Raw genomic sequence first — 26776 nt, forward strand, 5'->3', positions numbered from 1 at the left:
TTCGAAAGCGATTCGTCAGTCACTCGACCGAGGAATCATCCATTTCCGGCAGCAAAATGGTAAGTTAGCGCCAATGGTGGCTGCCCCTCACCCCAACCCTCTCCCCGTGAAGAACGGGGAGAGGGAGCGCACCGTGCACGCCGTGCGAGCTTCCTCTCGACCTACTTCGCGTAATCCCAATCGGGCCGGATCGCGCCCTCGACGCCCTCGAACGCGCCCTCGATCAGCTCGTTCACCAGCAGCCGGTTGTAATCCACCGGTCCCGGCATGATCGCCCTGCCCCTCGGCACCGGCTTGAAGCCGACGCGTGTGTAGTAGGCCGCGTCGCCCACCAGCAGTATCAAGCGGTGGCCCTGCGCCCGCGCGTCCGCGACCGAACGCTCCATCAGCATGCGGCCGATGCCGTGCTTGCGGAACGGCGGCTCGACCGTCAGCGGCCCGAGCATCAGCGCCTTGGTGTCGCCGACGCAGATCGGCAGTTGCCGCACCGAGCCGACCAGCAAAGTGCCGATATGAGCGGTGAACGACAATGCGAGCAGATGATCGACATGCTCGCGTAAGCGGTAGGCGCTCAGCACGAAGCGGCCGGGGCCGAAGGTGCGCTCATGCAGCCGCTCGATCGCCTGCGCGTCGCCCGGCTTTTCGGCGGAGATCGTAATGGACAGGTCACTCATGTGGGGTGGCGAGATAGCATTCTGGAGCGGCGCGGTCCATGGGCGGGCCGTCCACGTGTTGACAGCATTCTCCTGCTCCGGGGGGCACCGATGCTAATTTTCTGAGCATTCGCGCGGCATGACCGAAGATTGTGCTAAGATGTCAAGTTTCCGGAGCTGCCCTCGCTTAACCTGTCCCAGGTCATGAGCGTTGTGGTCGCCGTCGCGGCCGCTTGGACCGCTCTGACGCAACACGAGCAGCAGGTCGAAGATGACGGGTGCGTTCAGGTCGCGCCGTCGCGGCGAAACTCATGTGTTCGATGATCTCAAGACGCTGCTGGCCTGCGCCTCGCCGCGCCGGTCCGGCGATGAGCTGGCTGGCATCGCAGCCGACAGTGCCGCGCGGCGGGTTGCAGCGCGGATGGCGCTCGCCGACGTGCCGCTGCGGCGTTTCCTCGACGAGCCGCTGATTCCCTATGAGAGCGACGAGGTCACGCGCCTCATCCTCGACAGCCACGATGCCGCCGCATTCGCGCCCGTCGCATCGCTGACCGTCGGCGAATTGCGCGAATGGCTGATGTCCTGGGAGGCGGATGCCGGCCGGCTGGCCGCCCTCGCGCCGGGACTGACGCCGGAGATGGTGGCCGCGGTCTCCAAGCTCTGCGGCAATGGCGATCTCGTCGCCGTCGCCGCCAAATGCCGGGTCGTGACCCGCTTCCGCTCCACGATCGGCCTGGAGGGGCGGCTGTCGTCGCGGCTGCAGCCGAATGATCCGACCGACGATCCCCAGGCGATCGCCGCAGGCACGCTCGACGGCCTTCTGTTCGGCATGGGCGATGCGGTGATCGGCATCAATCCCGCGACCGACAATGTCGAGGCCTGCATCCGCCTGCTTACGATGCTCGATGATCTCAGGCTCAGATTCGAGGTGCCGACGCAGTCCTGCGTGCTGAGCCACGTCACGACCTCGATCCAGGCGATCGAGAAAGGCGCGCCGCTCGATCTCGTCTTCCAGTCGATCGCCGGCACCGAGGCTGCCAATGCCGGCTTCGGCGTGACCCTGAAGCTGCTGGCCGAGGCCCAGGACGCAGCCTTGTCGCTGAAGCGCGGCACGGTCGGCAACAACGTGATGTATTTCGAGACCGGCCAGGGCGCGGCGCTGTCGGCCGACGCCCATCACGGCCTCGACCAGCAGACCGTCGAGGCCCGCGCCTATGCCGTCGCGCGCGCCTTCTCGCCACTGCTGGTCAACACCGTCGTCGGCTTCATCGGTCCTGAATATCTCTACGACGCGAAGGAGATCATCCGCGCCGGCCTCGAGGATCATTTCTGCGCCAAGCTGCTCGGCGTGCCGATGGGCTGCGATGTCTGCTACACCAACCATGCCGAAGCCGATCAGGACGACATGGACGACCTGGCGCTGCTGCTTGCGGCGGCGAACGTCAACTTCCTGATCGCGGTGCCCGGCGCCGACGACATCATGCTCAACTATCAGAGCCTGTCGCATCACGACGTGATGCGGCTGCGGCATCTGCTCGGCCGCCGCCCGGCGCCGGAGTTCGAGGCGTGGCTGGCGCGGATGGGTCTCCTCGACCACAGCGGCCGCGTGCCGCCATTGCCGGGCAGCGCGCCTTCCGTAGCCCGGCTGATCGGCCAGGGGGCGCGGGCATGAGGGACGATCCGTTCGACCTGCTGCGCAGGATGACGCGTGCCCGCGTCGCGCTCGGCCGCGCCGGCGACGGGCTTCCGACGGCGGCGAAGCTGGAATTCCAGATGGCGCATGCGCGCGCGCGCGATGCCGTATGGGGCAAGGTCGATTTCGACGGCATCGCCGGCGCGCTCGCGCCGCGCGAGGTGATCAAGGTCGCGAGCGCAGCGCCGGACCGCGCCAGCTATCTGCGCCGGCCCGATCTTGGCCGCCGTCTCGCCACGGGCGAAGCGTCGCGGCTGCCATCAGGCCCATACGATCTCGTCTTCATCATTGCTGACGGGCTGTCGGCGGATGCGGTCGAAAGCCATGCCGCCGCTGTCGTGATCGCCACCGAGGCGCGTCTGACGGGCCTGTCCATCGGACCGATCGTGCTGGCTTCGCAGGCGCGCGTGGCGCTGGGTGACGATGTCGGTGCCGCGATGCGCGCCCGGCTCGTGGCGGTCCTGATCGGCGAGCGTCCGGGTCTGTCGGCCGCGGATTCCCTCGGTGTGTATCTGACGCTGCACCCGGCCCCGGGCCTGCGCGACAGTGCCCGCAACTGCATGTCCAACATTCACGGCCACGGGCTCTCCGCCGAGCGCGCCGCCGACAAGCTGGCCTGGCTGGTGCGCGAGGCGCTGCGGATCGGCGTCACCGGCATCGGCCTCAAGGAGGCGGCGCCGGACGCCGCGATCGCGACGACACAACCAACAACACAAATCACCCATCACAAGCCGACAGGAGCGAATGGACATGAGTGACGAGGCCAAGCCGACGCTTTCGAAGAGCCTGACCGGACTCCATCTGTGGGGCATCGCGGTCGGGCTGGTGATCTCCGGCGAATATTTCGGCTGGAGCTACGGCTGGGACAAGGCCGGCACGCTCGGCTTCCTCATCACCACGATCTTCATCGCGGTGATGTATACGACCTTCATCTTCTCCTTCACCGAGCTCACCACCGCAATCCCCCATGCCGGCGGTCCGTTTGCCTATTCCTACCGAGCCTTCGGCCCGCTCGGCGGCTTCGTCGCCGGCTTCGCGACGCTGATCGAGTTCGTGTTCGCACCGCCTGCCATCGCGCTCGCCATCGGCGCCTATCTCAACGTCCAGTTTCCGGCGCTGTCGCCCAAGACCGCCGCGCTCGGCGCATATCTGGTGTTCATGGCCCTCAACATCGCAGGCGTATCGATCGCCGCAACATTCGAGCTGTTCGTCACCGTGCTGGCGATCGCCGAGCTCCTGGTGTTCATGGGCGTCGTGTCGCCCGGCTTCTCCTTCGCCAATTTCGCCGCCAACGGCTGGGCCGGCGAGAATTCGTTCTCGCTGGCGAGCATCGGCGGCATCGTCGCCGCGATCCCGTTCGCGATCTGGTTCTTCCTGGCGATCGAAGGCGCCGCCATGGCCGCGGAAGAGACCAAGAATCCGACCAAGACGATTCCGCTCGCCTACATCGCGGGGATTCTAACGCTCGTCGTGCTCGCCTTCGGCACCATGATCATGGCCGGCGGCGTCGGCGACTGGTCGAAGCTCGCCAACATCAATGATCCGCTGCCGCAGGCGATGAAGATCGTGGTCGGCGAGAACTCCGGCTGGCTGCACATGCTGGTGTGGATCGGCCTGTTCGGACTGATCGCCTCGTTCCACGGCATCATCATGGGCTACTCGCGGCAGATCTTCGCGCTGTCGCGCGCCGGCTTCCTGCCGGCCAAGCTCGCCGCGCTGCACCCGACCTGCCGCACGCCGCATTGGGCCATCCTTGCCGGCGGCGTGATCGGCATCGCCGCGATCTACTCCGACGAGCTGATTCAGTTCGCCGGACAGACGCTGACGGCGAACATCGTGACGATGAGCGTATTCGGCGCGCTCGTGATGTACATCATGAGCATGGCCGCTCTCTTCCGCCTGCGGGCCACCGAGCCCCATCTCATCAGGCCGTTCAAGGCGCCAATCTATCCCGTGCTTCCGGCCGTGGCGCTGGTCTGTGCGACGCTCTCGCTGCTCACGATGATTTGGTTCAATCTGCAGGTGTTCGCGGCCTTCGTGGTGCTGTTCGCGGCCGGCCTGCTGCTCTATCGTCTGACCGCCGGCAAGCGCAGCATGGCGGCGAACGACAGCCTGCTCGACATCGCCTTGACCGAAGCCCGCGCCATGGCCGACTGATCCGGCCGGATCGCGACAGTCTCGATCGAGGACCCTCCGCGCCATGTGATTGCGCGGAGGGGTCATGAATGGCCGCTCCGGCAGGCACGTGACTTGCATAACTACGAGGTGTGAAACAACGGCGCATTTCCTCAAAGGTGAGGATTTCATGGCACAGCATCCGACAGCCGAAAGCCAGCATCCGCGCGATCGGAGCCGCAACATTCTGGCCGCCGCGGCCACCGGCGTCGCTGATTTCATCGCCCAGACAGGCGGCCGTCCGGAAGCGGTGTTCGAGCGGATCGGCATCGATGCCAGCTGCCTCGGCGAGACCCGCCGCGCGCTCGACCTCGCCGACTATGTCGCGATGATGGAAGACGCCGCACAGGAGACCGGCAACGACAATTTCGGCCTTTGGTTCGGCCAACGCTACCAGCCGCGGATGCTCGGCCTGATCGGCGAGATCGCGCTGGCGGCGCCGACGCTGGGCTCGGCGATCGAGCATCTCGCGCTGTGGTTTCCCTGGCATCAGCAGGCGACCGAAACCCGCCTGACGCGCCACGACGGCCTTCTGCGGCTCGAATATCGCATTCTCGACGGCTCGATCGTCGATCGCCGGCAGGACGCCGAGCTGACCATGGGCATGTTCGCGAACGTCTTCCGCGCCTGCCTGCCATCGGGCTGGGCGCCCGACATGGTGCTGTTCGAACATGCCCGGCCCGCCGCCTGGCGCGACCATGAGGCAGCCTTCGATGCTGACGTCGGCTGGTCACAAGGCACCAATGCGCTGGTGTTTCGCGACCGCGGCCTGGACCGCGCGATGCCCTTGGCCAATCTTTCGCGCCTGCAGCGGCTGACGACGGATCTCGCCGGCGTCGCCGGCTCCTGCGGCACGCCGGCGTTCCTCGATCTGGTCCGTGGCGAGATCCGGCGGCGGCTGTCGGCCGGCGCGCTTCATCTCGAGGAGGTCGCCGACGCGCTGACGATGACGCCCTGGACGTTGCAGCGCCGGCTTGCCGAGTTCGGCGCCACCTTCTCCGACCTGGTCGAGGCGACGCGGCTCGACCTCGCCCGCCACTATCTGCGCCAAGCGCATCTGCCGCTCGGCGACGTCGCCTTCCTGCTCGGCTATTCCGAAGCCTCAGCCTTCTCCCGCGCGTTCTCGCGCTGGACCGGCTGCAGCCCGCGGCATTGGCGCCAACGGTCATTGCAGGCGACGGCTCGCAGCTAAAGCCGCGCCACCGGCATCAATCTGCCGGCATCGTCTTCTCGACCAGCCGCACCCAATAGGAGGCGCCATGGCCGAGGATGTTGTCGTTGAAGCGATAGGCCGGATGGTGGCAGTCCTTGCCGTCGCCCATGCCGAGGAAGACGAAGGCGCCGGGGCGGGCCTGCAGCATGAAGGCGAAGTCCTCGGCGCCCATCAGCGGCGGCGCATTGTCGACGACGCGCTCCGCTCCGACCACGTCACGCGCGACGTCGGCGGCGATCACGGTCTCGCGTGCGTGGTTCATCGTGATCGGATAGAGCCGCGTGTACTTGGTCGTCGCGGCGCCGCCATAGGTGCGGGCGATGCCGTCGGCGACCTCGGCGATGCGGCGCTCGACCAGGTCCTGCACCTCGGGATCGAGCGTGCGCACGGTGCCCTTCAGCTCGACCGTCTCGGGGATCACGTTCATCGCCTTGCCAGCCTCGACCATGCAGATCGAGATCACGGCCGATTTGACCGGGTCGACGTTGCGCGACACGATCGACTGCAGCGCGGTGATGATGTGGGCCGCGATCAGCACGCTGTCGACCGCCTTGTGAACACCGGCGCCGGCGTGGCCGCCCTTGCCGTGCACGGTGATCTCGAGCTGATCCGACGACGCCAGCATCGGACCCGGCCGCAGTGCGAACACGCCCTCCGGCACGCCCGGCGCGTTGTGCAGGCCGTAGACCTCCTGGATGCCCCAGCGGGTCATCAGCCCATCGTCGACCATCGCCTTGCCGCCGGCGCCGCCCTCCTCGGCCGGCTGGAAGATCACGATCGCCGTGCCGTCGAAATTGCGGGTGTCGGCGAGATGCTTCGCGGCGCCGAGCAGCATCGCGGTGTGGCCGTCATGGCCGCAGGCATGCATCAGGCCCGGCGTCTTCGACGCATAGGGCACGCCCGAGGCTTCCTCGATCGGCAGGGCGTCCATGTCGGCGCGCAGGCCGATGGTGCGACCTGAGCTGGTCCGACGGCCGCGGATGACACCGACCACGCCGGTGCGTCCGATGCCGGTCACCACCTCGTCACAACCGAATTCGCGCAAGCGCTCGGCGACGATGCCGGCGGTGCGGTGCACCTCGTACATCAGCTCGGGATGTTCATGGAAATCATGGCGCCAGGCGGCCATGTCGTCGGTGAGCGCGGCGATGCTGTTCAGGATGGGCATGGAGGCGGTGTTCTCGTTCGGGACGGTGACGCCCGAACCATGACCGGAACGGCGGATGGACACAAGCTCTCGCCCGCATCAGCCCTCGATCGGGGCGTGTGACAGGTACGCCAGAAGCTTCATCTCGCGGCGGCCGCGGGTGACGGTGTCGAGCACGAGGCCCGAGGAGGCCGACAGCAGCGCCATGATCATCAGGCCCATCGACAGCACCGCGGTCGGCAGCCGCGGCACCAACCCGGTCTCGATATAGGTGACGAAGATGGGAATCGCGAAGCCGATCGAGACCAGCGCGAGGAAGATGCCGATCGCACTGAAGAAGCGCAGCGGCTTCTCCGAACGATAGAGCTTCAGGATCGTGCCGAGGATGCGGAAGCCGTCGCGCCAGGTGTTGAGCTTGGAGACGGAGCCTTCGGGCCGCGCGTAGTATGGCGTCGCGAGCTCGGCGACCGGCAGCGCCAGCTCCAGCGCATGCACGGTCAGCTCGGTCTCGATCTCGAATCCGTCGGAGAGGACGGGGAAGGATTTGACGAAGCGGCGCGAGAACACGCGGTAGCCGGACAGGATGTCCTTGAAGGCCTGGCCGAACACCTCGGCAAGGAAGCTCGTCAGCATCCAGTTGCCGGTGCGATGGCCCATGCGGTAGGCGGCCTGCTCCTGGTCGACCCGCAGGCCCACCACCATGTCGAGCCGCTCGCTCACGAGACGCGCGATCATGCCGGGCGCGCTCGGCGCGTCATAGGTCGCGTCACCATCGACCAGCACGTAGATGTCGGCATCGACATCGGCGAACATGCGCCGGACGACGTGGCCCTTGCCCTGCCGCCGCTCGCTGCGCACCTCGGCGCCGGCCGCGCGCGCGACCTCGATGGTGCGGTCCTTGGAATTGTTGTCATAGACGTAGACGGTGGCCGTCGGCAGCGCCTGCTTGAAATCGCGGACCACGGTGGCGACCGCGGCCTCCTCATTGTAGCAGGGCACCAGCACGGCGATCCGCATCGAAGCTGAACTCATCGACCCCTCTCCCCCAGGGACGGGAGACTGCCCTCATTCGGTGCAGAAATTCATAATGATCCGGCGACAACGCGCTGTTCCGGCCGCCAGGTGGGAATGACCTTAACGCCGTCCAGCACCTCCCGCAGGCGGGACCGCGTGCCGAGCGTGGTTCCCTCCGGCAGCGCGTCCGGTGCGAAGAAGCCGGTCTCCACGATCTCGAGGTTCGGTTCCGGCGGCCGGTCCTGCGTGAACCTTTTGATAACGAAGACGGCGACGTGGTCGCGCGGCGAGACGTGGCTGTTGAGGAAGATGCCGTGCAGCTCCGGCTCGCCTTCGAGCGCGATCCGGCCCTCCTCGAACAGCTCCCGCGTCAGCGCCTCGATGAACGTCTCGCCGACCTCGACGCCGCCGCCCGGCAGGTGCCAGCCCGAGACATAGCCATGCCGGACCAGGAACACGCGGTTCTCGGCATCCAGCACCACGCCGCGGACGCCCAGCGTCATGCCGCGGGCGAAGCGCCAATAGAGGTGGAAGCCGCGCCGGAGCACCGGCTCGAACCGGATCCGCAGCCGGCTCAGATGTGTCGTCATCGCTGTCGTCGTCCTGGTTGTTCTTGCGCTCGCAGGCGGGGCTTGTCATGAGAGCCGGGGCATCACGAGGGATAGCACGAGATGACATCTGCTGGGCGCGCCTGCATCCGCCATCGGCACCGAGGGGCGTAATGGCTGCCTTCACCCTCGCCCACCTGTCCGACCCGCACCTCGCCCCCCAGCACAAGCCGCGCCTGTCGGAGCTCGCCGGCAAGCGCGCACTCGGCTATCTCAACTGGACGCGCAATCGCTACAAATATCACCGCCGCGACATCCTCGATCTGCTCATCTCCGATCTGCATGCGCAGATGCCGGACCAGATCGCCGTCACCGGCGATCTGGTCAATTTCGCGCTGGAATCGGAATTCCCGCTCGCCCGGGCCTGGCTGCGGACAGTCGGGCCGCCGGACAAGGTCACCGCGATTCCCGGCAATCACGACGCCTATGTGCGCTCGACGCGGCTGCGCTTCGCCGAGAGCTTTGCCGACTATTTCGGCGGCGATGCCGAGGGACCGGCTACGTTCCCGTCGCTGCGCCGGCGCGGGCCGCTCGCGCTGATCAGCCTGTCCTCTGCCGTGCCGTCGGCGCCGTTCATGGCGACGGGACGGCTCGGCAGCGCACAGCTCGCCGCGCTGGAGCAGATGCTCGAATCGCTGGCCCACGAGCAGCTGTTCCGCGTGCTGCTGGTGCATCATCCGCTGCGCTCGGCCCACCGGATGAAGCGGCTGACCGACGCCGGCAAGCTGATCGCGCTGCTCGCGCGCCACGGCGTCGAGCTGATCCTGCACGGCCACGACCACGTGCATTCGACGATCTGGATCGACGGCCCGGAGCGCAAGATCCCGGTCGTCGGCGTGCCCTCGGCGTCGTCGATGGCGCATGGCCACTATCCGGCCGCGGCCTACAACATGTTCGCCATCAGCAGCGACGGCAATCACTGGCGCTGCGACATGAGGGTGCGGGCGGTCAACGAGGCGCTGCGGGTGCGCGAGATCCGCGAGGTCCGCCTGCTTTGAGGCGCGGCCACGCCGTCAGATCTGCTGCAGGCTCGCATAGAATGCGACGCCGAACAGCGACAGCGCGCCGAGCACGAAGCCGAGCACGAACGGCCAGACCCCACCGCGCCGCCGCGGCGCCTCAGCGCTCGTCTTCGCCTGAGCCCTTGCGACGCTGAAGGCGCGCTCGCGCTCGACCATGCGGCGGGCGACGTAGTCGGTGACGGCCTTCACGATCGCCGCGATGTCGTGCGACTCGGCGAGCACGACGCGGCCGTTTCGGGTGTCCTGCACGAAGCGATACTGCCGCTTGTCACGCCCCATCACGACGTGGGCGACGACGTCGATCCACAGCCGCGGCGTCTCGCCCTGGCTGATGCCGCGATCGAACAGATCGAGCTGGCTCGGGATCTCCGCGAACAGCGGGTCCAGCGCGTCGTTGAGAATTTCGAGCCGCGCCACCTCGGCGTCGCGCAGGTCGACCACCACGCCCGTTCGGTCTGCGGCCTCGATCCGGGCCTGGCGCAGCGCCTCGCGCAGGCGCACGGGGCGGGCTTCAGTGCTGCTGTCGGCGGCCTCGGACATCGGTCACGCTTTCACGGTTCGGCCCTGGTTTCGCCAGGTTCCCACCGTGTTAACGTAGCAGTAACCCAGTATTCTGCAATCCCCTTTCATCTTCAATGGGTTATAAGCACGCTGGCGTAACCACGAAACGGACGTGGGCGGCCTCCTCCGGCATGACCCGGCTGAGACCGCCCCGTCCTTGGGCTCTTTCCTCGAGCTTAATCAAATACCCGGCAATGCATTCCTTCCCAGCGATCAGGCCGCCGGCGCGCGCTGCGGCTCCTCGACGATCGAGAAGCGGACGCCGGCCTTGTGGCGGTTCTCCTCGGACACCTCGCGCCAGCAGTCCTCGGCCTCCTTGCGCGACTTGAACGGCCCCTTCACCTGGGCCGAGCCTTCCACCAGCTTGTGGAAATTCATCGAGCCGAACTCGCCGCCGATCACCCAGAAATTGCTGGTCATGAGACCCTCCTTCAACCGTCACAACTTTGACAGTGCATTGCGAATTGCGTGACAGGAGATAAACGCGAAACCGGCAGCTTCGTATAGAGGCCTTGTTTTCGAATGGTGATGTCATGTAACATCATCACTTGTCATAAATGTCATTTTGTAAATTTTGTCACAATCCGAAGGCCGGTCGGCCATGAGGGGATCGCGATGCCCGGTGAGTCCGGAAAGAAGCTGTTCGTCGGGCCCCGCTTCCGGCGCATCCGCCAGCAGCTCGGGCTGTCCCAGACCCAGCTCGCCGAGGGCCTCGGCATCTCGCCGAGCTATGTCAACCTGATCGAGCGCAACCAGCGCCCGGTCTCGGCCCAGATCCTGCTGCGGCTGGCCGAGGCCTATGATCTCGATCTGCGCGATCTCGCCACCGCGGACGAGGACCGCTTCTTCGCCGAGCTCAACGAGATCTTCTCCGATCCGCTGTTCCGGCAGATCGAGCTGCCCAAGCAGGAGCTGCGCGACCTTGCCGAGCTCTGCCCCGGCGTCACCCATGCGCTGCAGCGGCTGTACGCGGCCTACGCCGAGGCCCGGCGCGGCGAGACCCTGGTGGCGGCGCAGATGGCCGACCGCAACGACGGCGCCCGCTTCGAAGCCAACCCGATCGAGCGGGTGCGCGACCTGATCGAGGCCAACCGCAATTATTTCGCCGAGCTCGAGCAGCAGGCCGAAGCCTTGCGCGACGCGCTCGACGTCCCGGCCGAAGGACTCTATGCCGCGCTCGCCGCGCGGCTGCGCGAAAAACATTCGGTGCAGACCCGTGTGATGCCGGTCGACGTCATGCGCGAGACCTTGCGCCGCTACGACCGCCATCGGCGTCAGCTGCTGATCTCCGAGCTGGTCGACGGGCCCGGCCGCACCTTCCAGCTCGCAGTCCAACTCGGCATGGCCGAATGCCTCCCACAGTTCGAGATCATCATCGGCCGCGCCGGCGCGCTCGACGACACCTCGCGCCGGCTCTACCGCATGACACTCGCGAGCTATTTCGCCGCCGCCGTGATGATGCCCTACGCACCGTTCCTCACTGCTGCCGAGGCGCTCAGCTACGACATCAACGTGCTGGCGCAGCGCTTCAACACCGGCTTCGAGCAGGTCTGTCACCGCCTCACCACGCTGTCGCGCCCGAACGCGCGCGGCATTCCGTTCTTCATGCTGCGCGTCGACAATGCCGGCAACGTCTCCAAGCGCTTCTCGTCGGGCACCTTCCCGTTCTCCAAGTTCGGCGGCACCTGCCCGCTGTGGAACGTGCACTCGACCTTCGACACGCCGGACCGGCTGCTGAAGCAGATCATCGAGCTGCCCGACGGCTCGCGCTATTTCTCGATTGCCCAGATGGTCCGCCGGCCGGTGGCGCCGCATCCGCTGCCGCAGCCACGCTTCGCGATCGGCCTGGGCTGCGAGATCCGCCACGCGTCGCGCCTCGTCTACGCCGCCGGCATGGATCTCGAGACGGCCGAGGGCACCCCGATCGGGGTCAACTGCCGTCTCTGCGAGCGCGAGAACTGCGCCCAGCGCGCCGAGCCGCCGATCACGCGGACGCTGATTTTGGATGAGACCACCCGGCGCGTCAGCTCGTTCGCGTTCAGCAATGCGAGGGAGTTGTGAGGGCTCCACTCTCGCCTCCGTCATTCCGGGGGCGGAGTGTGTAGCCCCGCTCTCGCAATGACACTGAAAAAACAACGCACGGACGCGAGCACACGTCACGCGGAGACACGTGAAGCTCGGATATCCGGTGCGGAGAGACATGCAGTCACCTCCTCGCGGCGCATCTGCGCCCGAGCTTTTCTGTTAGTTTGCCCACTTTGAACATAGAGGGCGCAGGGAAGACCGGGAGCTCGCCGCCCCCATGGCCCCCGTGCGGAAAAAATGCACGGGGCAGGAACCACAGGTTCGGCTGGGACATCCCGGCCTTCCCCGCGCGATGGCTTTACGGCTTACTCCGTGCTCTCCCCAGGGACCGGCTGTCTTGCCCCTGTCATCAGCGCCATCGCAGGCGCAAACTTGATCTCAGCACCGGGAGATCAGGACCACACGGCTTGACCGTGCGCATCGAACCGTTCGTCGGCACGATCGCTCGCGCTGCAGTTCGATACGCCCATCGCATCCCGCACCCAACGCTCGTGACGACCGCGAAACGCCCCTCAGATCGAGGCGGGACAAGCGGAGTGAACATCAAATTCTGAAAAATGGAAACAGCAATATTTTTGCCGATAGGACTGGACACGAGTGATCCAGCTGAACTCGCTGACGAAATCAGTCCATCGGCGCACACGGAATTGACAGCTCGACAGGCCATGAGCCGGTAGCGCGCGCCGCAAATCCAACAAATATGCGCGGCCGATTTGCCCGACGGGCGGGCGGGGTCGCGTAACAAGAGACGCGAGGGGAGGAGACCAGATCGCGCTGGAGCTGAACGTGATCAAGAACTCGGTATCGATAAGGCCTCCAGCTCCTCGATGCCGACAGGAGGCCTGCTTCGCCACCCCATGATGAAAGCGCGCTTGGCCAGGCCGTCCTGAACACGAGCGATCTGGGTCCGCTCTCTGGCAATCCGCGCTTGCAGCAGGGGATCGCGAGTTCCGGAGGCGGCGAGGCATTTGTTGATCACCCAACCGAACGGCTCGATGCCGGCGCGCCGCAGGTCCTCTTGGAGAGCGGCGGCCTCCGAAACGGGCGTCGTTTCCGGCAGGGTCACCAGGATGATCTGCGTGTAGCTGGAATCCTGCAATCGCATCAGCGGCGTGATCAGCCGGCCAGCGGCGCTCGGCTCCAATTGGCTCGTCATCTGGCGATGATAGGCCCCGGTCGCATCGAGCAGGAGCAGAGTATGACCGGTCGGCGCCGTATCGAGCACCACAAAGGCGCTCCGGGCTTCCGCAACCACGTGCGAGAAGGCATGGAAAACGGCGACTTCCTCCGTGCAGGGCGAAGCCAGGTCCTCAAGCAGGAGCGCCTTGCCCTGCTCATCCAGGTCGCGGCCACGGCTCGCCAGTATCTTCGCGACATAGCGCTCCGTCTCGCGCCGAGGATCGATCCGATCCACCGTCAGCCCGGGCATCGCGGCATCAACGACATCCGTGACGTGGGCCGCTGGATCGGTCGTGCTGAGATGGACGGCATGTCCGCGTCTCGCAAGGCCGACAGCGATGGCAGCGGCAACCGTCGTCTTCCCGACGCCGCCCTTGCCCATGACCATGATGAGGCCGCTATTGCGGTGAGCAATGTCATCGACCAAACGGTCGAGGCCCTGCAGGCCGACCGGCACTCCGACTTGCTCGCCAGTCGACGTCTCAAGCCGTGGACTGGACGACGACAACACGGCCCTGAGCGCCGCGAGACCCACAATGTCGAACCCAACCAATGGGACGTCGTCCCGCGGCAGCTTTCGCAGCGAATCCGGCATCGAGGCGAGCGCCTCATCCTGATCCCGCTCGAGTGCGCTTGCGACCGCGTCGGCAGGGTCAGTGGCGTGAAAGCGTCCGTTCACGACGAGTGTCTGATTGGAGAGGTTGAGTGCATCAAGTTCGCTCGACGTTCGCGCCGCCTCCCGGATTGCACTCCGGTCGGCGCGGGTCACCAGGACCACGGTCGTCCGCCGAGGATCGCCCAGCGCTTGAAGCGCTTGTCGAAAACGATCCTCCTGCATCTTCAAACCCGAATGTGGGCCGAGGCACGATGCTCCGCGGTCGTTGTCCTTCAGGAAACCGGTCCAAGCCTTCGGCAGGCTCAGAAGCCGCAAGGTGTGGCCGGTCGGGGCCGTATCGAAGATGATATGGTCGTAACCCGCTCTGTCCCCGTCCAGCAATCCGACGAACTCGTCGAATGCGGCAATCTCGGTGGTGCATGCGCCGGAAAGCTGCTCGCGTATGGTCGATCTCTCCTGATCCGTCACCGTGGGCTCGAGCTGTTCGAGCACGCGAGCTCGGTAGCTCTCGGCTGCGGCCTCAGGGTCGATATTCATCGCGAAGAGCCTTGCCGCGTTCGGCACCGGCACCGGGCTGTCAGTTAGTTCAACTTCCAACATCTCGTCGAGGTTCGACGCAGGATCGGTGCTGACCAGAAGAACACGCAATCCACGGTCCGCGAGACTGATGGCGGTCGCACAAGCGAGCGACGTCTTGCCCACACCGCCCTTGCCAGTGAAAAAGAGAAAGGGCGTCGGAGCGTTCAGCGCGCGCAATCGAAGCATTCAAATCCCTTCCAAGTGATCGTGTGCGGCATTGCCGACCCGGGAGTCGGTAAGATTTTTCTCGCCGGCGTTCGCTCGATTCGGTGCATGAACTTGGCGCGGAGTGCTAAACCGACTTCGACGTCCTTTCGGGTCACCAATCATGGTCCCTTTTCGTGCCTTGATCGGTTGCCGCAGACCAGTCGATTCGTAGAGCCCCGGCTGGAAACCTTGTTGCGATGGATCAACAATCGTGTTGCGGAAGCGCACCCATCGTCGGCATTGCGGCAGCCGCCGTGTGCGAGTCAGGACGTGGAAGATCCCAGCCCTGGATGTAGCCCCGCACCTTCCGGCGTAAGACACGAGAAGCAAAATTGCTGTGGCTGACGCGAGCAGGTCGAATGCTCACGTCTCGGCTCCATGTCCGTCACGCGGGACCGTCGCTCACGCTGCGTTCAGAACGCCGCGCACATGCTCTGCACGCGCCGGACGGATCGCCGTTGGCGCATTCAGCAGGTCGGAACTCCAAAGCCGCCTCTTGTTGGCTTGCGGTGGAACCGGAGGCCTCCAGAAGGGTTGCTCCGCAGTTCCACGCAACAGAGTGAGAATAAGTTGAATCGCCGTCAGTTCATTCAATCTGCGGCTGCGATCCCGGTCGCCGCGTCCCTGGCGCGGAGCGCGTCCGCAGCGCCGCCTGCGGCTCAGCCGTTCAGTGCAGCCACCGTGCGCGACCTCGCACGCGCCCTCGCGGCCAAGCCATTCGCCGCGCCGGACGACAAGCTGCCGGACGCGCTGGCGAAGCTCGACTACGATGCCTATCGTTCGATCCGCTTCCTGCCGGACCACGCGCTGTGGCGCGGCGACGACCTGCCGTTCCAGGCGCAGTTCTTCCATCGCGGCTCGATCTACAAGGACCGGGTCGACATCTACGAGGTTGCGGACGGACAGGCCAGGCCCGTGGCCTATCGTCCCGAGGACTTCGCATTCGGCCAGCAGGTCGCGGCGTTCCCGGCGGCCGACCTCGGCTTCGCCGGCTTCCGCATCCATGCGCCGATGAACCGGCCGGACTACTATGACGAGGTCTGCGTGTTCCTCGGCGCGAGCTATTTTCGCGCGGTGGCCAAGGGTGAGATCTATGGTCTCTCCGCGCGGGGACTTTCCATCGACACCGGCGAGGCGAAGGGCGAGGAATTCCCCGTCTTCAAGGCGTTCTGGCTGGAGAAGCCGACGCCGGGCGCCACCGCGATGGTGGTGCACGCGCTGCTCGACAGCAAGAGCGCGACCGGTTCCTACCGCTTCACCATTCGTCCCGGCGAGACCACCGTGTTCGACGTCGAGGCCTCGCTGTACCCGCGCGTCGAGATCGGCCATGCCGGGCTGGCGCCGATGACCAGCATGTTCTTCTTCGGACCGAACGACCGCAACGAGGCCGACGACTTCCGACCCGCGGTGCATGATTCCGACGGGCTTGCGATGTTCAACGGCAAGGGCGAGCAGCTGTGGCGTCCCTTGAGCAATCCGCGCGACCTGCAAGTCAGCGTGTTCAACGACCTCAATCCGCGCGGCTTCGGCCTGATGCAGCGCGAGCGCAGCTATGCCGCCTATCAGGATCTGGAATCGCATTTCGAACGGCGGCCGAGCCTGTGGATCGAGCCGATCGGCGACTGGGGCGAAGGCGCCGTGGTGCTGTTCGAGATTCCGACCAAGCAGGAGATCCACGACAACATCGCCGCATTCTGGCGGCCGAAGACGCCGCTCGCCGCCAAGGGCGAGCACAACATGACCTATCGCCTGCATTGGGGACAGGACGCGCCGAAGCCGCACGCGCTGGCGCGCTTCACCCGCACCGGCGTCGGCGTTCACGGCGAAGGCCGGCTGTTCGTGCTGGAGCTCGAGGGAGACGCCTTGAAGGAGCTCGATCCGGGCCAGGTGAAAGGCGTGGTCAGCGCCGACAAAGCGGAGGTGAGCAACATCGTCACGCAGCCCAACCCCGAGACGGGCGGATGGCGCCTGAGCTTCCAATGTGCCGTGAATGGCGCACCGGTCGAGTTGCGCGCGGAGCTGACCGCCAATGACAAGCTCGTCTCCGAGAGCTGGATCTACCGATGGACGCCGTAGCCTCAAGGCATATGCACGCGCCTCATCGCTCGGCGCTCACCGGCTTCCTTCCCGCAGAAGCGCCGCTCACGATGGAGCCGTCGCCGCTGCATCACGTTCCGGCGGCGCGACAGGCGGTCACGAGCGGACCGCGCATCGCGGTGCGCCGCGCGCTGATCTTCGCCGGCACGGCCGCGTTGACACTGGCGGGCTGCTATAAAATGTACGAGGTGGTGGAGGTCGGCGGCGTGACCGTGCTGGAAGGCATGGTGCTGGTGCTGTTCTCGATCCTGCTCGCCTGGATCGCTTTTGCTTTCATGTCGGCCCTGGCCGGCTTCTGCCTGATGTTCGCACGCCGTCGCGATACGATCGCCATCGATGTCGACGGCCCTCTGCCGGATCTTTCCAGCCGCACGGCGATGCTGCTGCCGACCTACAATGAGTATCCGGGTGCGGTGATGGTGCGGCTGCGCGCCATGATCGAGTCCGTGGCGGAGACCGGTCAGGCCGAGCGCTTCGACTGGTTCCTGCTCAGCGACACCACCGATCCCGACATCTGGATCGGCGAGGAGGCTGCGTTCCTGGCGCTGCGCGAGGCCTGCGGCACCGATCGCGTGTTCTACCGGCACCGCGCCGACAATGTCGCCCGCAAGGCGGGCAACATCGCCGAGTGGGTACGGCGCTTCGGCGCGGCCTATGATCACATGATCATCCTCGACGCCGACAGCCTGATGAGCGGCGCGACCGTGGTACGGCTGGCGCACGCGATGGAGCATGCCCCTCAGGCGGCGCTGATCCAGACCCTGCCCGTTATCGTCAACGGCACCAGCCTGTTCGCGCGATTGCAGCAATTCGCCGGCCGGCTCTACGGACCCGTCATCGCCGCCGGCAATGCCTGGTGGTACGGCGCAGAAGGCAATTACTGGGGCCACAACGCCATCATCCGCATCGCCGCGTTCGCGCAGGACGCGGCCTTGCCGGAGTTGCGCGGGCGAAAACCGTTCGGCGGGCATATTCTCAGCCACGACTTCATCGAGGCCGCGCTGATGCGCCGCGCCGGCTGGGGAATCTACATGACGGTCGACCTCGACGGCAGCTACGAGGAAGTGCCGCCCTCGCTGATCGATCACGCCGCGCGCGACCGACGCTGGTGCCAGGGCAATCTGCAGCATCTGGCGGTGCTGCCGGCGCGCGGCCTGCACTGGGTGTCGCGGCTGCACCTGTTGATCGGCATCGGCGCCTACATCACCGCGCCGCTCTGGTTCGCGTTCCTCGTGCTCGGCATCCTGATTTCGCTGCAGGCCAATTTCGTCCGCCCGGAATATTTCCCGAAGGGCTTTGCGCTGTTTCCGAGCTGGCCGGCGCAGGATCCGGTGCTCGCCGCCCAGGTCTTTGCCGCGACCCTCGGGCTCTTGATGGTGCCGAAGCTGCTCGCCTGCCTCGCGACCTTGTTCACGCCGGCGCGGCGCCGCGGCTTCGGCGGCGGGCTGCGCCTCTGCGTCGCGGTGTTGGCGGAGACCGTGCTGGCGGCGCTGATCGCGCCATCGATGATGATCTTCCAGTCGATCGCCGTGATCGAGATCCTGCTCGGGCGTGACGCCGGCTGGCAGGTGCAGCGCCGCAGCGACGGCGGCGTGAGCCGGCACGAGATCTACCGAAAGTTCGCGCTGCCCACCCTGTGCGGCCTCGCAATGGCTGCCAGCGCCTATGCGGTGTCGCTGCCCCTGCTCGCCTGGATGTCGCCGGTCATCGCCGGCCTCGTGCTGTCGATCCCGATCGGCGTTCTGACGGGCGGCCGTAGCGCCGGGGCCGGACTGTTCGTGACGCCCGAGGACCGGACGCCGCCGCGCGTGCTGATGCGGGCGCGGGAGCTTGCCGGTGAGCCCGAGCCTCGCCGCGAGGCCGCGCTGGTCGCGCTGCAGCGGAATGCCGAGCTGCGGCGGCAGCACGTCGATGCCCTGCCCGTGCCGCGGCGGCGCGAGCCGGGCGACATCGATGTCGAGCTGACGACGGCGAAGGCCAGGATTGCCGACGCGGCCTGCTTCAGCGACGCAATCGACTTCCTCTCCCGCCGCGAAACGCTCGCCGTGCTCAACGATCGCACCACGATCGAGCGGCTCGTCAAGCTGCCGGCCTCCGAGGCATGAGCCGGGGCTACTTGGTCAGATGCGCCGAGGCGATCGCCTGCTGGAACAGAGCGGTCAAAGCGGCGCCGATGCTGCCGCTGGAATCCACCTCGTAGTAGTAGCCGGGGCTGGCGCAAGACTTCATGATGTTGCCGATGTCGCTGCGCCACGGGGCGATGTAGGTCGTGTACCAGCTGTTGTTGGTGATCGCGAGATAGGTGGTATAGAGCACCGCGATCTTGATGCCGCGCGCCTTCAGGGAGGTGCAGGTCGCGGTGTTCAGCGGCTCCTGGCAGCGTCCGCCGGAAAGCACCGTCTTGCTGCACGTCGTCGGGTAGGAGTAGTCGGCGACGCCGTCGGCGACGAAGAACAGCCATTTCTGCGGCTTGGTCGACGAACCGTCGCCCTGCGTCGGGATCACGCCGTTCATGGCGGACATCGCGCCGTCGTAATCGGTGCACATGTCGTTGTTGTAGCCGCTATAGGGGATCGTCATCAGGTCCAGCGAGCCGACCGACGACTTCACCGACGACATGCTCGACGACAGGCTGGCGATGGTCGTGAGGCCGAGCGAGCCGCAATCGCTGCCCAGGCTGTAGACCGCCATGCGGTACTGGTTGCTGACGACCTGGCTGGCGGTCGCGGTGTCCGTGAGCGACTGCGTCGCCGACCTGACGACGTCGATTCGCATCGTCACGCCCTTCTTCTTGGCGATGGAATAATAGCTGTTGGTCTGCAGCGTCTTCTTCGTGCTCGACGTATAGGTGTCGTGGCAGGCGAAGGCGCACTTGTCGGAGGTCGCATTCTGCAGCGTCGTCATGTCGGCCGTCGTTGCGCCGAGGCCCTGCGACGGCGAGTTGTCGAGCAGAACGTAGAAGTCCATGTAGGTCGGGAACGAGGCCGAAGCCGACGACGAGGCCGAGACCGTCATGGTCGGGTAGCCGAACATGTGCATGAAGGCCGTCTTGACCACCACGCTGGCGCTGCCGGTCACGGTCCGCGCGGTGACGCTATCGCTGATATCGATGTTCAGCGAGTCCGCTGCCAGATTATGCGCCGCCATCTGGCCGTTGAACATGTTGGTCGCCGCCGTCTTGGCGTCCGACGCGGCGCCGCGCATGGCGGTATAGCCAGTCGCAGCCAGCATCGCGGCGTCCATCGAAGCCGACAGCTTCGCCTTGGCGCGCACGGCCATCGAATAGTCGATCGCCGAGCCGACGAAGGCGAGGATCGGGAGCAGGGCAAGCGCGAAGATGATCGCGATGTTGCCGCTCTGGTCACGACGGAACCGCGACAATAGCGTGAGGTATCTATTTCCGGCCAGCACGGCCACACTCCAACAAACACGGTGATGTTGCCGAGGATGTTGCGGATCAACCGTTGCATTGGAATTGATGGAATTGCAGAGAATTCGTTACGTTGCGTTTCCGATTGTCGTAAGCGGTGTCGATGCACCACTCGAAGCGACATGACCGCCATGCGGACGGTTTTCGTGGGCCGGCACGACACCGAATGACGGACGGGTCTCGTCCGCCCGCCCGCCCGATCTGCGCGGCGCCCCTCCTCTGGTACCCCGATTGCAAAGCGGCTGCGCCGATTGCATAGTCCGCGCGGTTTGCAGCGCCGGGGCGCGCTGATTCTCTGGGGGAGTTGGGGACGACGATGGCGGATGCCGATCTTGATGCCGTGATCCGGCAACTGGCCAAGCAGCAGAACAAGGCCATTCTGGCCGCGGCGAAAAAGCGCAAGGACCGCTTCAACGGCATGGCCGTCAAGGCCAAGGACAAGGACGCCAAGGAGCGCTTCAAGCTGCTCGCGCGCGAGGCGGTCGAGCAGGCCAATGCCGCCGCCCGACGGCTCCTGATCTCCGCCGACAACGTCGCGGACAGCTACGCCCGCGCGATGCGCCAGGCCGCCGCCGCGGAGCTGCCCAGGAAGCCGGAGACCAAGCAGCCGGAGAAGAAGGCCGACGGTGCGGCGGCCAAGCCGCAAGGCGGCAAGGCGACGAGCAAGGCGGCCGGGAACGATCCAGCCAAGCCCACACCGAAGAAGGCCGCGCCGAAGAAGGCCGCCAAGAAGGCTTGAGCCGGGCTCCGAACGTGGGAGCCTCCCTCCGCAAGATTGCGCCCTCGACAACAACCTTCGCCGGGCCTTTCGACTTGCCTCCGCAACAATCTGTCCGGATGACTGCATGAAGGTGCTGGTTTGGCATGTGCCAAGCAGATGTTCATACTCATCGTGAAGCTACGGCTTCAGGACGACAGAGAACAGGCGAAAGCCCGCGATCTTCGGAAACGCCTCCGCGGCCTCGGGCGAGACCAGGGCCACCACGGCCGCGCTCACCTCGCCATTGTTCAACCGGGTGATCGCGGTGGCCTGCCCTTCCAGCAGCAGCACCTCCGTCGCACCGGCCGCATTCATGGCCGCGGTGATCTTCGCGTTGGACTTGGCATAGCGCTCGTCGATCGCGATCACCTTGCCGCTGAGATCGCCTACGCCACGCACGGTGGGACGCGCCAGCAGCACAGCGACGAGAGGACTTTCGCCGGGTCCTTCGGGGACACGCAGCGCGGTCATCCGCTCGGCGAGCTCGGCGGCCACCGTCACCGCAGCCACCATGACGTCGTTCTGGACCTTGGCCGGACTCGGCGTGTCCGTCGTGGCGGCGGGGGTCTTGATCACCGGCGAAGGTGCTCCGTCAGCCGGCGCAGGCGAACCGGGCCGCGGCGTTCGCGCCGGCGCCGCGAGCGGCTTCTCGATCGGTTTGTCAACCGGCCTTTCAGTCGGCTTCTCAGCCGGCTTGGCGGTGACGATTTGCGACTTGACCCGGCGCTTTGCGGCACGGGCGTGCTTGCGCTGCAGAGCCGCGCGGCGCGCGACCGCAGGCTTGTGGATCGTGGTGATAGGCTCCAATGATTGCGGCGACTGGTCGGCGACGGGACCGTCCACGCATGGCCTTCCGCTCAGATCGACGCAAGACGATGCCACCTGCGGCGTGACCTGGTGGCTGCAGCCGGCCAGCGCCAAGGTTGAAACGACGGCCAACGCGCCGAGACAAAGCGCTCTCACTTTTCCGCTCCTGACGACTCTCCCGCGCACGAGACGCGCCTCTGCTCTGGCCTGCCATTTCAAGGGCCATCCGTTAAACTCAGACTTAAGTGCCGATCTTTGCGCGCGGACTCGATCCGGCGTGGTTAATGTCGCGCGCACAAGTCGGCGGCATTGGCCGGCCTCGACCGCGAGTCTCCGGCATTCCCCCCAGCGGATATCAAACAGGCTTCACGCCGCCGCGGGGGGCAGGCACGAATTCCGTTGATCGGATCGCCGCACGCCGCCATGTTGCGGCAGGCTCGTCGCGACGCGCCGCGTTCCCTGCGCCCGCATCGGCGGAACGAAGCGCCGCCGCAGATGTTTCTCGAACTTGCGAAGGATGCTCCATGGCCAAGACAGACCCCGCAGCCGGCAAGCCGATCGCCAATGCCGCGCTCGCCAACATTCCGCGGCTGATCACGGCCTATTATGCGCTGAAGCCCGACCCGCACGAGCCGACCCAGCGCGTCGCGTTCGGCACGTCGGGGCATCGCGGCTCGTCGTTCAAGACCAGCTTCAACGAGAACCACATTCTCGCCACCAGCCAGGCGCTCTGCGACTACCGCCGCCAGCAGGGCCTCGACGGCCCCCTCTTCGTGGGCATCGACACCCACGCGCTGGCCGAACCGGCGCTTGCCAGCGCGCTCGAAGTGTTCGGCGCCAATGGCGTCGAGGTGATGGTCGACAAGGACGGCGGCTACACGCCGACCCCGGTGATCTCGCACGCCATCATTTCCTACAACAAGGGCCGCACGGCGCATCTCGCTGACGGCGTCGTCATCACGCCGTCGCACAATCCGCCGGAGGATGGCGGCTACAAATACAATCCGCCGCATGGCGGCCCCGCCGACACCGACGCGACGGCCGAGATCGAGCGGCAGGCCAACGTGTATCTGGCCAACGACCTCGATGGCGTATCGCGCATCAGCTACAGCCAGGCCAAGCAGCGCGGCTCGGTGCACACCCACGACTACATCACGCCCTATGTCGCCGATCTCGCCAACACCGTCGATCTCGAAGCCGTCAAGTCCGCCGGCATCAAGATCGGCATCGATCCGCTCGGCGGCGCGGCGATCGCCTATTGGGCGCCGATCATCGAGCGCTACGGCCTCGACGCCACCATCGTGAACGAGCTCGTCGATCCCACCTTCCGCTTCATGACCGCGGACTGGGACGGCAAGATCCGCATGGACTGCTCCTCGCCCTATGCGATGGCGAGCCTGATCGGCATGCGCGAGCGCTTCGACGTCGCGTTTGCCAACGACACCGACGCCGACCGCCATGGCATCGTCACCCGCTCGGGCGGGCTGATGAATCCCAACCACTATCTGGCGACCGCGATCTCCTATCTGTTCGCGCACCGGCCCGACTGGCGCAGCGACGCCGCCATCGGCAAGACCATCGTGTCGAGCTCGCTGATCGATCGCGTCGCGCAGAAGCTCGGCCGCAAGCTGGTGGAGACGCCGGTCGGCTTCAAATGGTTCGTCGAAGGGCTCGGCTCCGGAAGCTTCGGCTTCGCCGGCGAGGAGAGCGCGGGCGCTTCGTTCCTGAAGCGCGACGGCACGGTGTGGACCACCGACAAGGACGGCCTGATCCTCGGGCTGCTCGCCGCCGAGATCATGGCCAGGCGCGGCCGCGATCCGAGCGAGCTCTACAAGGAGCTGACGGCAGAGCTCGGCGCGCCGGTCTATGAGCGCATCGACGTGCCGGCGAGCCCGCCGGCAAAGGCGGCGCTGAAGGCGCTGACGCCGGAAATGCTGAACCTGAAGGAGCTCGCCGGCGATCCCGTCCGCATGGTGCATACCAAGGCTCCGGGCAACGGCCAGTCGTTCGGCGGCATCAAGGTCGAGACCGACTACGGCTGGTTCGCGGCGCGCCCCTCCGGCACCGAGGACGTCAACAAGCTCTATGCCGAGAGTTTTCGCGACGCCGAGCATCTCAAGCGGATCCAGAGCGAGGCCCAGGCGGCGCTGGCGAAGGTTGGGTGAAGAGGGCGAGTAGCGAATGGGGGCTTCCTCATCCCCTATTCGCTACTCCCTATTCGCCATTCGCCCCTTTCCACCATTCGCTTCCCCCTCGCCTTTTCCTTTCCCTCCGTATCGGATATCGATGGATGGACAAGGAATTAGACAGCCATCGGTGAGACCGGATGCGAAGCTCTTCGACTGCCTTGCGCGTCACCTTCAGCGCGCTCGCAACCTCGTTCATGCTGGTTGTCAGCGCCACCGCGCAAATGGCGCCGGAGGCTGCGGCGCCGCGGCCCAAGCCGGCGCCATCGATGCGCGCCGCGGCCTGCCATAACGGCCAGAGCTTCGACCGGTTTCTCGCCGAGCTGAAGCAGCGTGCCATTGCCGAAGGCGTGTCTCAGCGCGCGATCGCGGCCGCCTCGCCCTACCTCACCTACAACCAGGGCATCGTCAATCGCGACCGCGGCCAGCGCGTGTTCGGCCAACTGTTCACCGAGTTCGCCGGCCGGATGGCCGCGCCCTACCGGATGCAGAACGGCCAGCAGCACATCAAGGCGCACGCGGCAGCGTTCGCGCGCGCCGAGAAGGAGTATGGCGTGCCCCCGGCGGTCATCGCCGCGTTCTGGGGTCTGGAGAGCGATTTCGGCGCCAACATGGGCAATTTGCCGGTGCTGCCGTCACTGGTGTCGCTGGCCTATAACTGCCGCCGCAGCGAGCGCTTCCAGAACGAGACCATCGCCGCATTGAAGGTCATCGACCGCGGCGATCTCACGCCGTCAGAGATGATCGGCTCCTGGGCTGGCGAGCTCGGCCAGACCCAGTTCCTGCCGACCCACTACGTCACCTATGCCGTCGACTATGACGGCGACGGCCGCCGCGATCTCCTGCGCAGCGCGCCCGACGTGATCGGCTCGACCGCCAACTACATCGCGACCGGACTGAAATGGCGCCGCGGCGAGCCGTGGCTGGAGGAGATCCGCGTGCCGCAGACGTTTCCCTGGGAGCAGGCCGACCTCACCGTCAAGGCGCCGCGCAGCAAATGGACCGCCCTCGGCGTGACCTATGCCGATGGCCGGCCGCTGCCGAACGATGCGCTCGAAGGCTCGGTGCTGCTGCCGATGGGCCGCAACGGCCCGGCGTTCCTGGCCTACGCCAATTTCGCCGCCTACACCGAGTGGAACAACTCGCTGATCTATTCGACCACGGCGGCCTATCTCGCCACCCGCATCGCGGGCGCAGCGCCGATGCGCAAGCCAGCCGGTCCCGTGGCGCAACTGCCGTTCAACGAGATCAAGGAGCTGCAGCAACTCCTGGTGAAGGCCGGCTTCGACGTCGGCAAGGTCGACGGCGTGCTGGGACAGCAGAGCCGGACGGCGGTCAAGACGATGCAGCTGCGGCTCGGGCTGCCGGCGGATTCCTGGCCAACGGCGGAGCTGCTCGTACGCATGCGCGGCGCGCCGCGCGCGCAGGCCGCACCAGCTTCGGCAACAGCAACGCGCTAGGTGAACCCACATCGGCGCGCGACGTCGGGCGTCGCCCAAGAGCCAAATGATCGCTCCGGATCACGACCTGTCGTCCGTCATGTCGGCCCTAGCTAGTCCGGACAGTGGACTCCCAAGGCCGGGATGCCAGGCGGCTGCCTTGGGCCAACAAGAGACATGGTAGCCGCAAGCACGGTCTTACTCGTGCCGCCAGACCTTTACCGCTGAGATCACCAAAATCGCGGCAAGTCCCGGCAGGAGAATTGCGCTCGGCACAGAGCCAAGAAGGAAGGCGCCGATGAACGTGCCAAGCATTGATCCCGCGGACATAGCGAGCATGAACGGCCAATTGGCGCGCAGTGCTGAAAAGCTTTGGTCGCGGCTGTAGCGCGCGAAACCCACCACCATCGTCGGAAGGCTTACCGCAAGCGAAAGGCTGCCCGCCAGCTTCACGTCGGCACCGAACAACAGGATCAGCGTGGGGATTAGAAACTCTCCCCCGGCAACGCCAAGCAACGACGCGACAACACCAATGGCGAAGCCCGCGACCGCGCCCGCGATAATCAAGTATGCACCGGTCAGCGGCGGCATGGTGGCCGTTGTGGCATCGTGCGCGAACAGCAGCACGCCAGCAATCACGACCAACAGAACGGCAATGATTTTGTAGAGCGTTTCGGACTTGAGGCGTGTGGCCCAAGATGCCCCGACATATGCGCCGATGAGGCTGCCAGCCAGCAAGTTGAGGATGATCGGCCAATGCGCACCAATCGCGGCGAACGGTACGGAGCGAGCCCGGAACGGCAGTGCGGTCGCCACCACGACGAGGCTGGTCGCCTTATTCAAAATCACAGCTTCGAGACCGCGAAACTTGAACGCGCTGATGAGCAGCGGCAGACGAAACTCGGCACCGCCGAGGCCGATAAGGCCGCCTAGGGTGCCAATGGCTGCACCGCTGCCGAAAGCGGCGGGATTGCTTCTCATGGGAACACGACCGAAAGGGCGCCAGAATGCGCCAAGCATCACTTGCCCATGTTCCGTCGTGGCGGGGAGCTTCACACCTGCTTACGGCAGGGCGTGGGGCTTACGGATACTAAGCCAAGTCCGAGGTGTTGGCAAACACAGTGGCCCCCAAAGTCCGTTGCCATGAGTTGGTCAATGAGGTCTCTCCGTCGGACATGCGGCCGTCCATTCCGAACGGTCGGCGGCTCGTTCGCATGCCCGCGCCCCCCGTTCTCGCGGATATCACCCCTTCCATGCGAGTGGTCGACAGAGCGGAGCTCTCGCAGGCCGCCAAGGTGAAGCGCG

Annotated in this window: 21 protein-coding genes; 11 read left to right on the forward strand and 10 right to left on the reverse strand. The window is 66.0% G+C overall.

Annotated elements, in window-relative coordinates; all coding sequences use genetic code 11:
* Positions 1-161: 161 nt before the first annotated feature.
* The gene (locus ACQR1D_RS27010; RefSeq protein ID WP_434839089.1) at positions 162-674 is read right to left on the reverse strand and encodes a GNAT family N-acetyltransferase; all 513 of its coding nucleotides are present in this window, start codon (positions 672-674) and stop codon (positions 162-164) included.
* A 250-nt stretch (positions 675-924) separates the two neighbouring features.
* Between ACQR1D_RS27010 and ACQR1D_RS27015 the strand changes: the two genes are divergently transcribed.
* The 4 genes from ACQR1D_RS27015 (at position 925) to qhpR (ending at position 5713) form a co-directional block, all read left to right on the forward strand.
* Positions 925-2325 carry an ethanolamine ammonia-lyase subunit EutB gene (locus ACQR1D_RS27015; RefSeq protein ID WP_434839090.1) on the forward strand — a complete coding sequence of 467 codons (1401 nt, stop codon included), beginning with the start codon at positions 925-927 and terminating at the stop codon, positions 2323-2325.
* Complete coding sequence (gene eutC / locus ACQR1D_RS27020) at positions 2322-3104, forward strand: ethanolamine ammonia-lyase subunit EutC (RefSeq protein ID WP_315802765.1); 783 nt, start codon at positions 2322-2324, stop codon at positions 3102-3104. The genes ACQR1D_RS27015 and eutC overlap by 4 nt, the downstream gene beginning before the upstream one ends.
* Positions 3097-4503 (forward strand): ethanolamine permease, encoded by a 1407-nt coding sequence (gene eat, locus ACQR1D_RS27025; protein ID WP_315802764.1) that lies wholly within the window; start codon positions 3097-3099, stop codon positions 4501-4503. The genes eutC and eat overlap by 8 nt, the downstream gene beginning before the upstream one ends.
* 148 nt (positions 4504-4651) lie before the next feature.
* The gene (qhpR, locus tag ACQR1D_RS27030; protein WP_434839091.1) at positions 4652-5713 is read left to right on the forward strand and encodes an AraC-like transcriptional regulator QhpR; all 1062 of its coding nucleotides are present in this window, start codon (positions 4652-4654) and stop codon (positions 5711-5713) included.
* A gap of 16 nt (positions 5714-5729) precedes the next feature.
* Here qhpR and ACQR1D_RS27035 read toward each other — a convergent pair whose 3' ends face one another.
* The 3 genes from ACQR1D_RS27035 to ACQR1D_RS27045 form a co-directional block, all read right to left on the reverse strand.
* Positions 5730-6902 carry a M20 aminoacylase family protein gene (locus ACQR1D_RS27035; protein ID WP_434839092.1) on the reverse strand — a complete coding sequence of 391 codons (1173 nt, stop codon included), beginning with the start codon at positions 6900-6902 and terminating at the stop codon, positions 5730-5732.
* 78 nt (positions 6903-6980) lie between these two features.
* Complete coding sequence (locus tag ACQR1D_RS27040) at positions 6981-7913, reverse strand: glycosyltransferase family 2 protein (protein WP_315802761.1); 933 nt, start codon at positions 7911-7913, stop codon at positions 6981-6983.
* 50 nt (positions 7914-7963) lie between these two features.
* The gene (locus ACQR1D_RS27045) at positions 7964-8485 is read right to left on the reverse strand and encodes an NUDIX domain-containing protein (protein WP_316178103.1); all 522 of its coding nucleotides are present in this window, start codon (positions 8483-8485) and stop codon (positions 7964-7966) included.
* Positions 8486-8616: 131 nt separating this feature from the next.
* On the opposite strand from ACQR1D_RS27045, the gene ACQR1D_RS27050 reads away from it, so the two are divergent.
* On the forward strand, positions 8617-9501 hold the full coding sequence (locus ACQR1D_RS27050) for a metallophosphoesterase family protein (RefSeq protein ID WP_434839093.1): 885 nt from the start codon (positions 8617-8619) through the stop codon (positions 9499-9501).
* Between the two features lie 15 nt (positions 9502-9516).
* On the opposite strand, the gene ACQR1D_RS27055 is transcribed toward ACQR1D_RS27050, so the two are convergent.
* Together ACQR1D_RS27055 and ACQR1D_RS27060 are read right to left on the reverse strand one after the other, a co-directional pair.
* Positions 9517-10065, reverse strand: a complete 549-nt coding sequence (locus ACQR1D_RS27055; RefSeq protein WP_315802758.1) for a hypothetical protein — start codon at positions 10063-10065, stop codon at positions 9517-9519.
* Positions 10066-10299: 234 nt separating this feature from the next.
* Positions 10300-10506 carry a DUF4170 domain-containing protein gene (locus ACQR1D_RS27060; protein ID WP_006612464.1) on the reverse strand — a complete coding sequence of 69 codons (207 nt, stop codon included), beginning with the start codon at positions 10504-10506 and terminating at the stop codon, positions 10300-10302.
* 195 nt (positions 10507-10701) lie between these two features.
* On the opposite strand from ACQR1D_RS27060, the gene ACQR1D_RS27065 reads away from it, so the two are divergent.
* Positions 10702-12147, forward strand: a complete 1446-nt coding sequence (locus ACQR1D_RS27065; protein WP_315802757.1) for a helix-turn-helix domain-containing protein — start codon at positions 10702-10704, stop codon at positions 12145-12147.
* 814 nt (positions 12148-12961) lie between these two features.
* On the opposite strand, the gene arsA is transcribed toward ACQR1D_RS27065, so the two are convergent.
* A complete protein-coding gene (gene arsA, locus ACQR1D_RS27070; protein WP_316178099.1) occupies positions 12962-14731 on the reverse strand; it encodes an arsenical pump-driving ATPase in 1770 nt (589 codons plus the stop codon).
* A gap of 591 nt (positions 14732-15322) precedes the next feature.
* Here arsA and ACQR1D_RS27075 point away from each other — a divergent pair.
* Complete coding sequence (locus tag ACQR1D_RS27075) at positions 15323-16828, forward strand: glucan biosynthesis protein G (RefSeq protein ID WP_434894194.1); 1506 nt, start codon at positions 15323-15325, stop codon at positions 16826-16828.
* A complete protein-coding gene (mdoH, locus tag ACQR1D_RS27080) occupies positions 16816-18954 on the forward strand; it encodes a glucans biosynthesis glucosyltransferase MdoH (protein ID WP_434894193.1) in 2139 nt (712 codons plus the stop codon). The genes ACQR1D_RS27075 and mdoH overlap by 13 nt, the downstream gene beginning before the upstream one ends.
* Positions 18955-18961: 7 nt before the next feature.
* Here mdoH and ACQR1D_RS27085 read toward each other — a convergent pair whose 3' ends face one another.
* Complete coding sequence (locus ACQR1D_RS27085; RefSeq protein ID WP_434894192.1) at positions 18962-20260, reverse strand: TadE/TadG family type IV pilus assembly protein; 1299 nt, start codon at positions 20258-20260, stop codon at positions 18962-18964.
* Between the two features lie 335 nt (positions 20261-20595).
* On the opposite strand from ACQR1D_RS27085, the gene ACQR1D_RS27090 reads away from it, so the two are divergent.
* On the forward strand, positions 20596-21018 hold the full coding sequence (locus ACQR1D_RS27090; protein WP_316217346.1) for a hypothetical protein: 423 nt from the start codon (positions 20596-20598) through the stop codon (positions 21016-21018).
* 159 nt (positions 21019-21177) lie between these two features.
* Here ACQR1D_RS27090 and ACQR1D_RS27095 read toward each other — a convergent pair whose 3' ends face one another.
* On the reverse strand, positions 21178-21882 hold the full coding sequence (locus ACQR1D_RS27095) for a hypothetical protein (protein ID WP_434874658.1): 705 nt from the start codon (positions 21880-21882) through the stop codon (positions 21178-21180).
* A 488-nt stretch (positions 21883-22370) separates the two neighbouring features.
* Here ACQR1D_RS27095 and pgm point away from each other — a divergent pair, with 488 nt between their 5' ends.
* Positions 22371-24011: a phosphoglucomutase (alpha-D-glucose-1,6-bisphosphate-dependent) gene (gene pgm / locus ACQR1D_RS27100; RefSeq protein ID WP_434894191.1), complete on the forward strand. Its 1641-nt coding sequence runs from the start codon at positions 22371-22373 to the stop codon at positions 24009-24011.
* Positions 24012-24256: 245 nt separating this feature from the next.
* Positions 24257-25492: a lytic murein transglycosylase gene (locus tag ACQR1D_RS27105; protein WP_434891014.1), complete on the forward strand. Its 1236-nt coding sequence runs from the start codon at positions 24257-24259 to the stop codon at positions 25490-25492.
* A gap of 177 nt (positions 25493-25669) precedes the next feature.
* Here the strand turns inward: ACQR1D_RS27105 and ACQR1D_RS27110 are convergent, their stop codons facing one another.
* Positions 25670-26452 (reverse strand): sulfite exporter TauE/SafE family protein, encoded by a 783-nt coding sequence (locus tag ACQR1D_RS27110; protein WP_434839095.1) that lies wholly within the window; start codon positions 26450-26452, stop codon positions 25670-25672.
* Between the last annotated feature and the right edge of the window lie 324 nt (positions 26453-26776).

Source organism: Bradyrhizobium sp. HKCCYLRH2047, from assembly GCF_051168175.1.
Classification (GTDB): Bacteria; Pseudomonadota; Alphaproteobacteria; order Rhizobiales; family Xanthobacteraceae; genus Bradyrhizobium.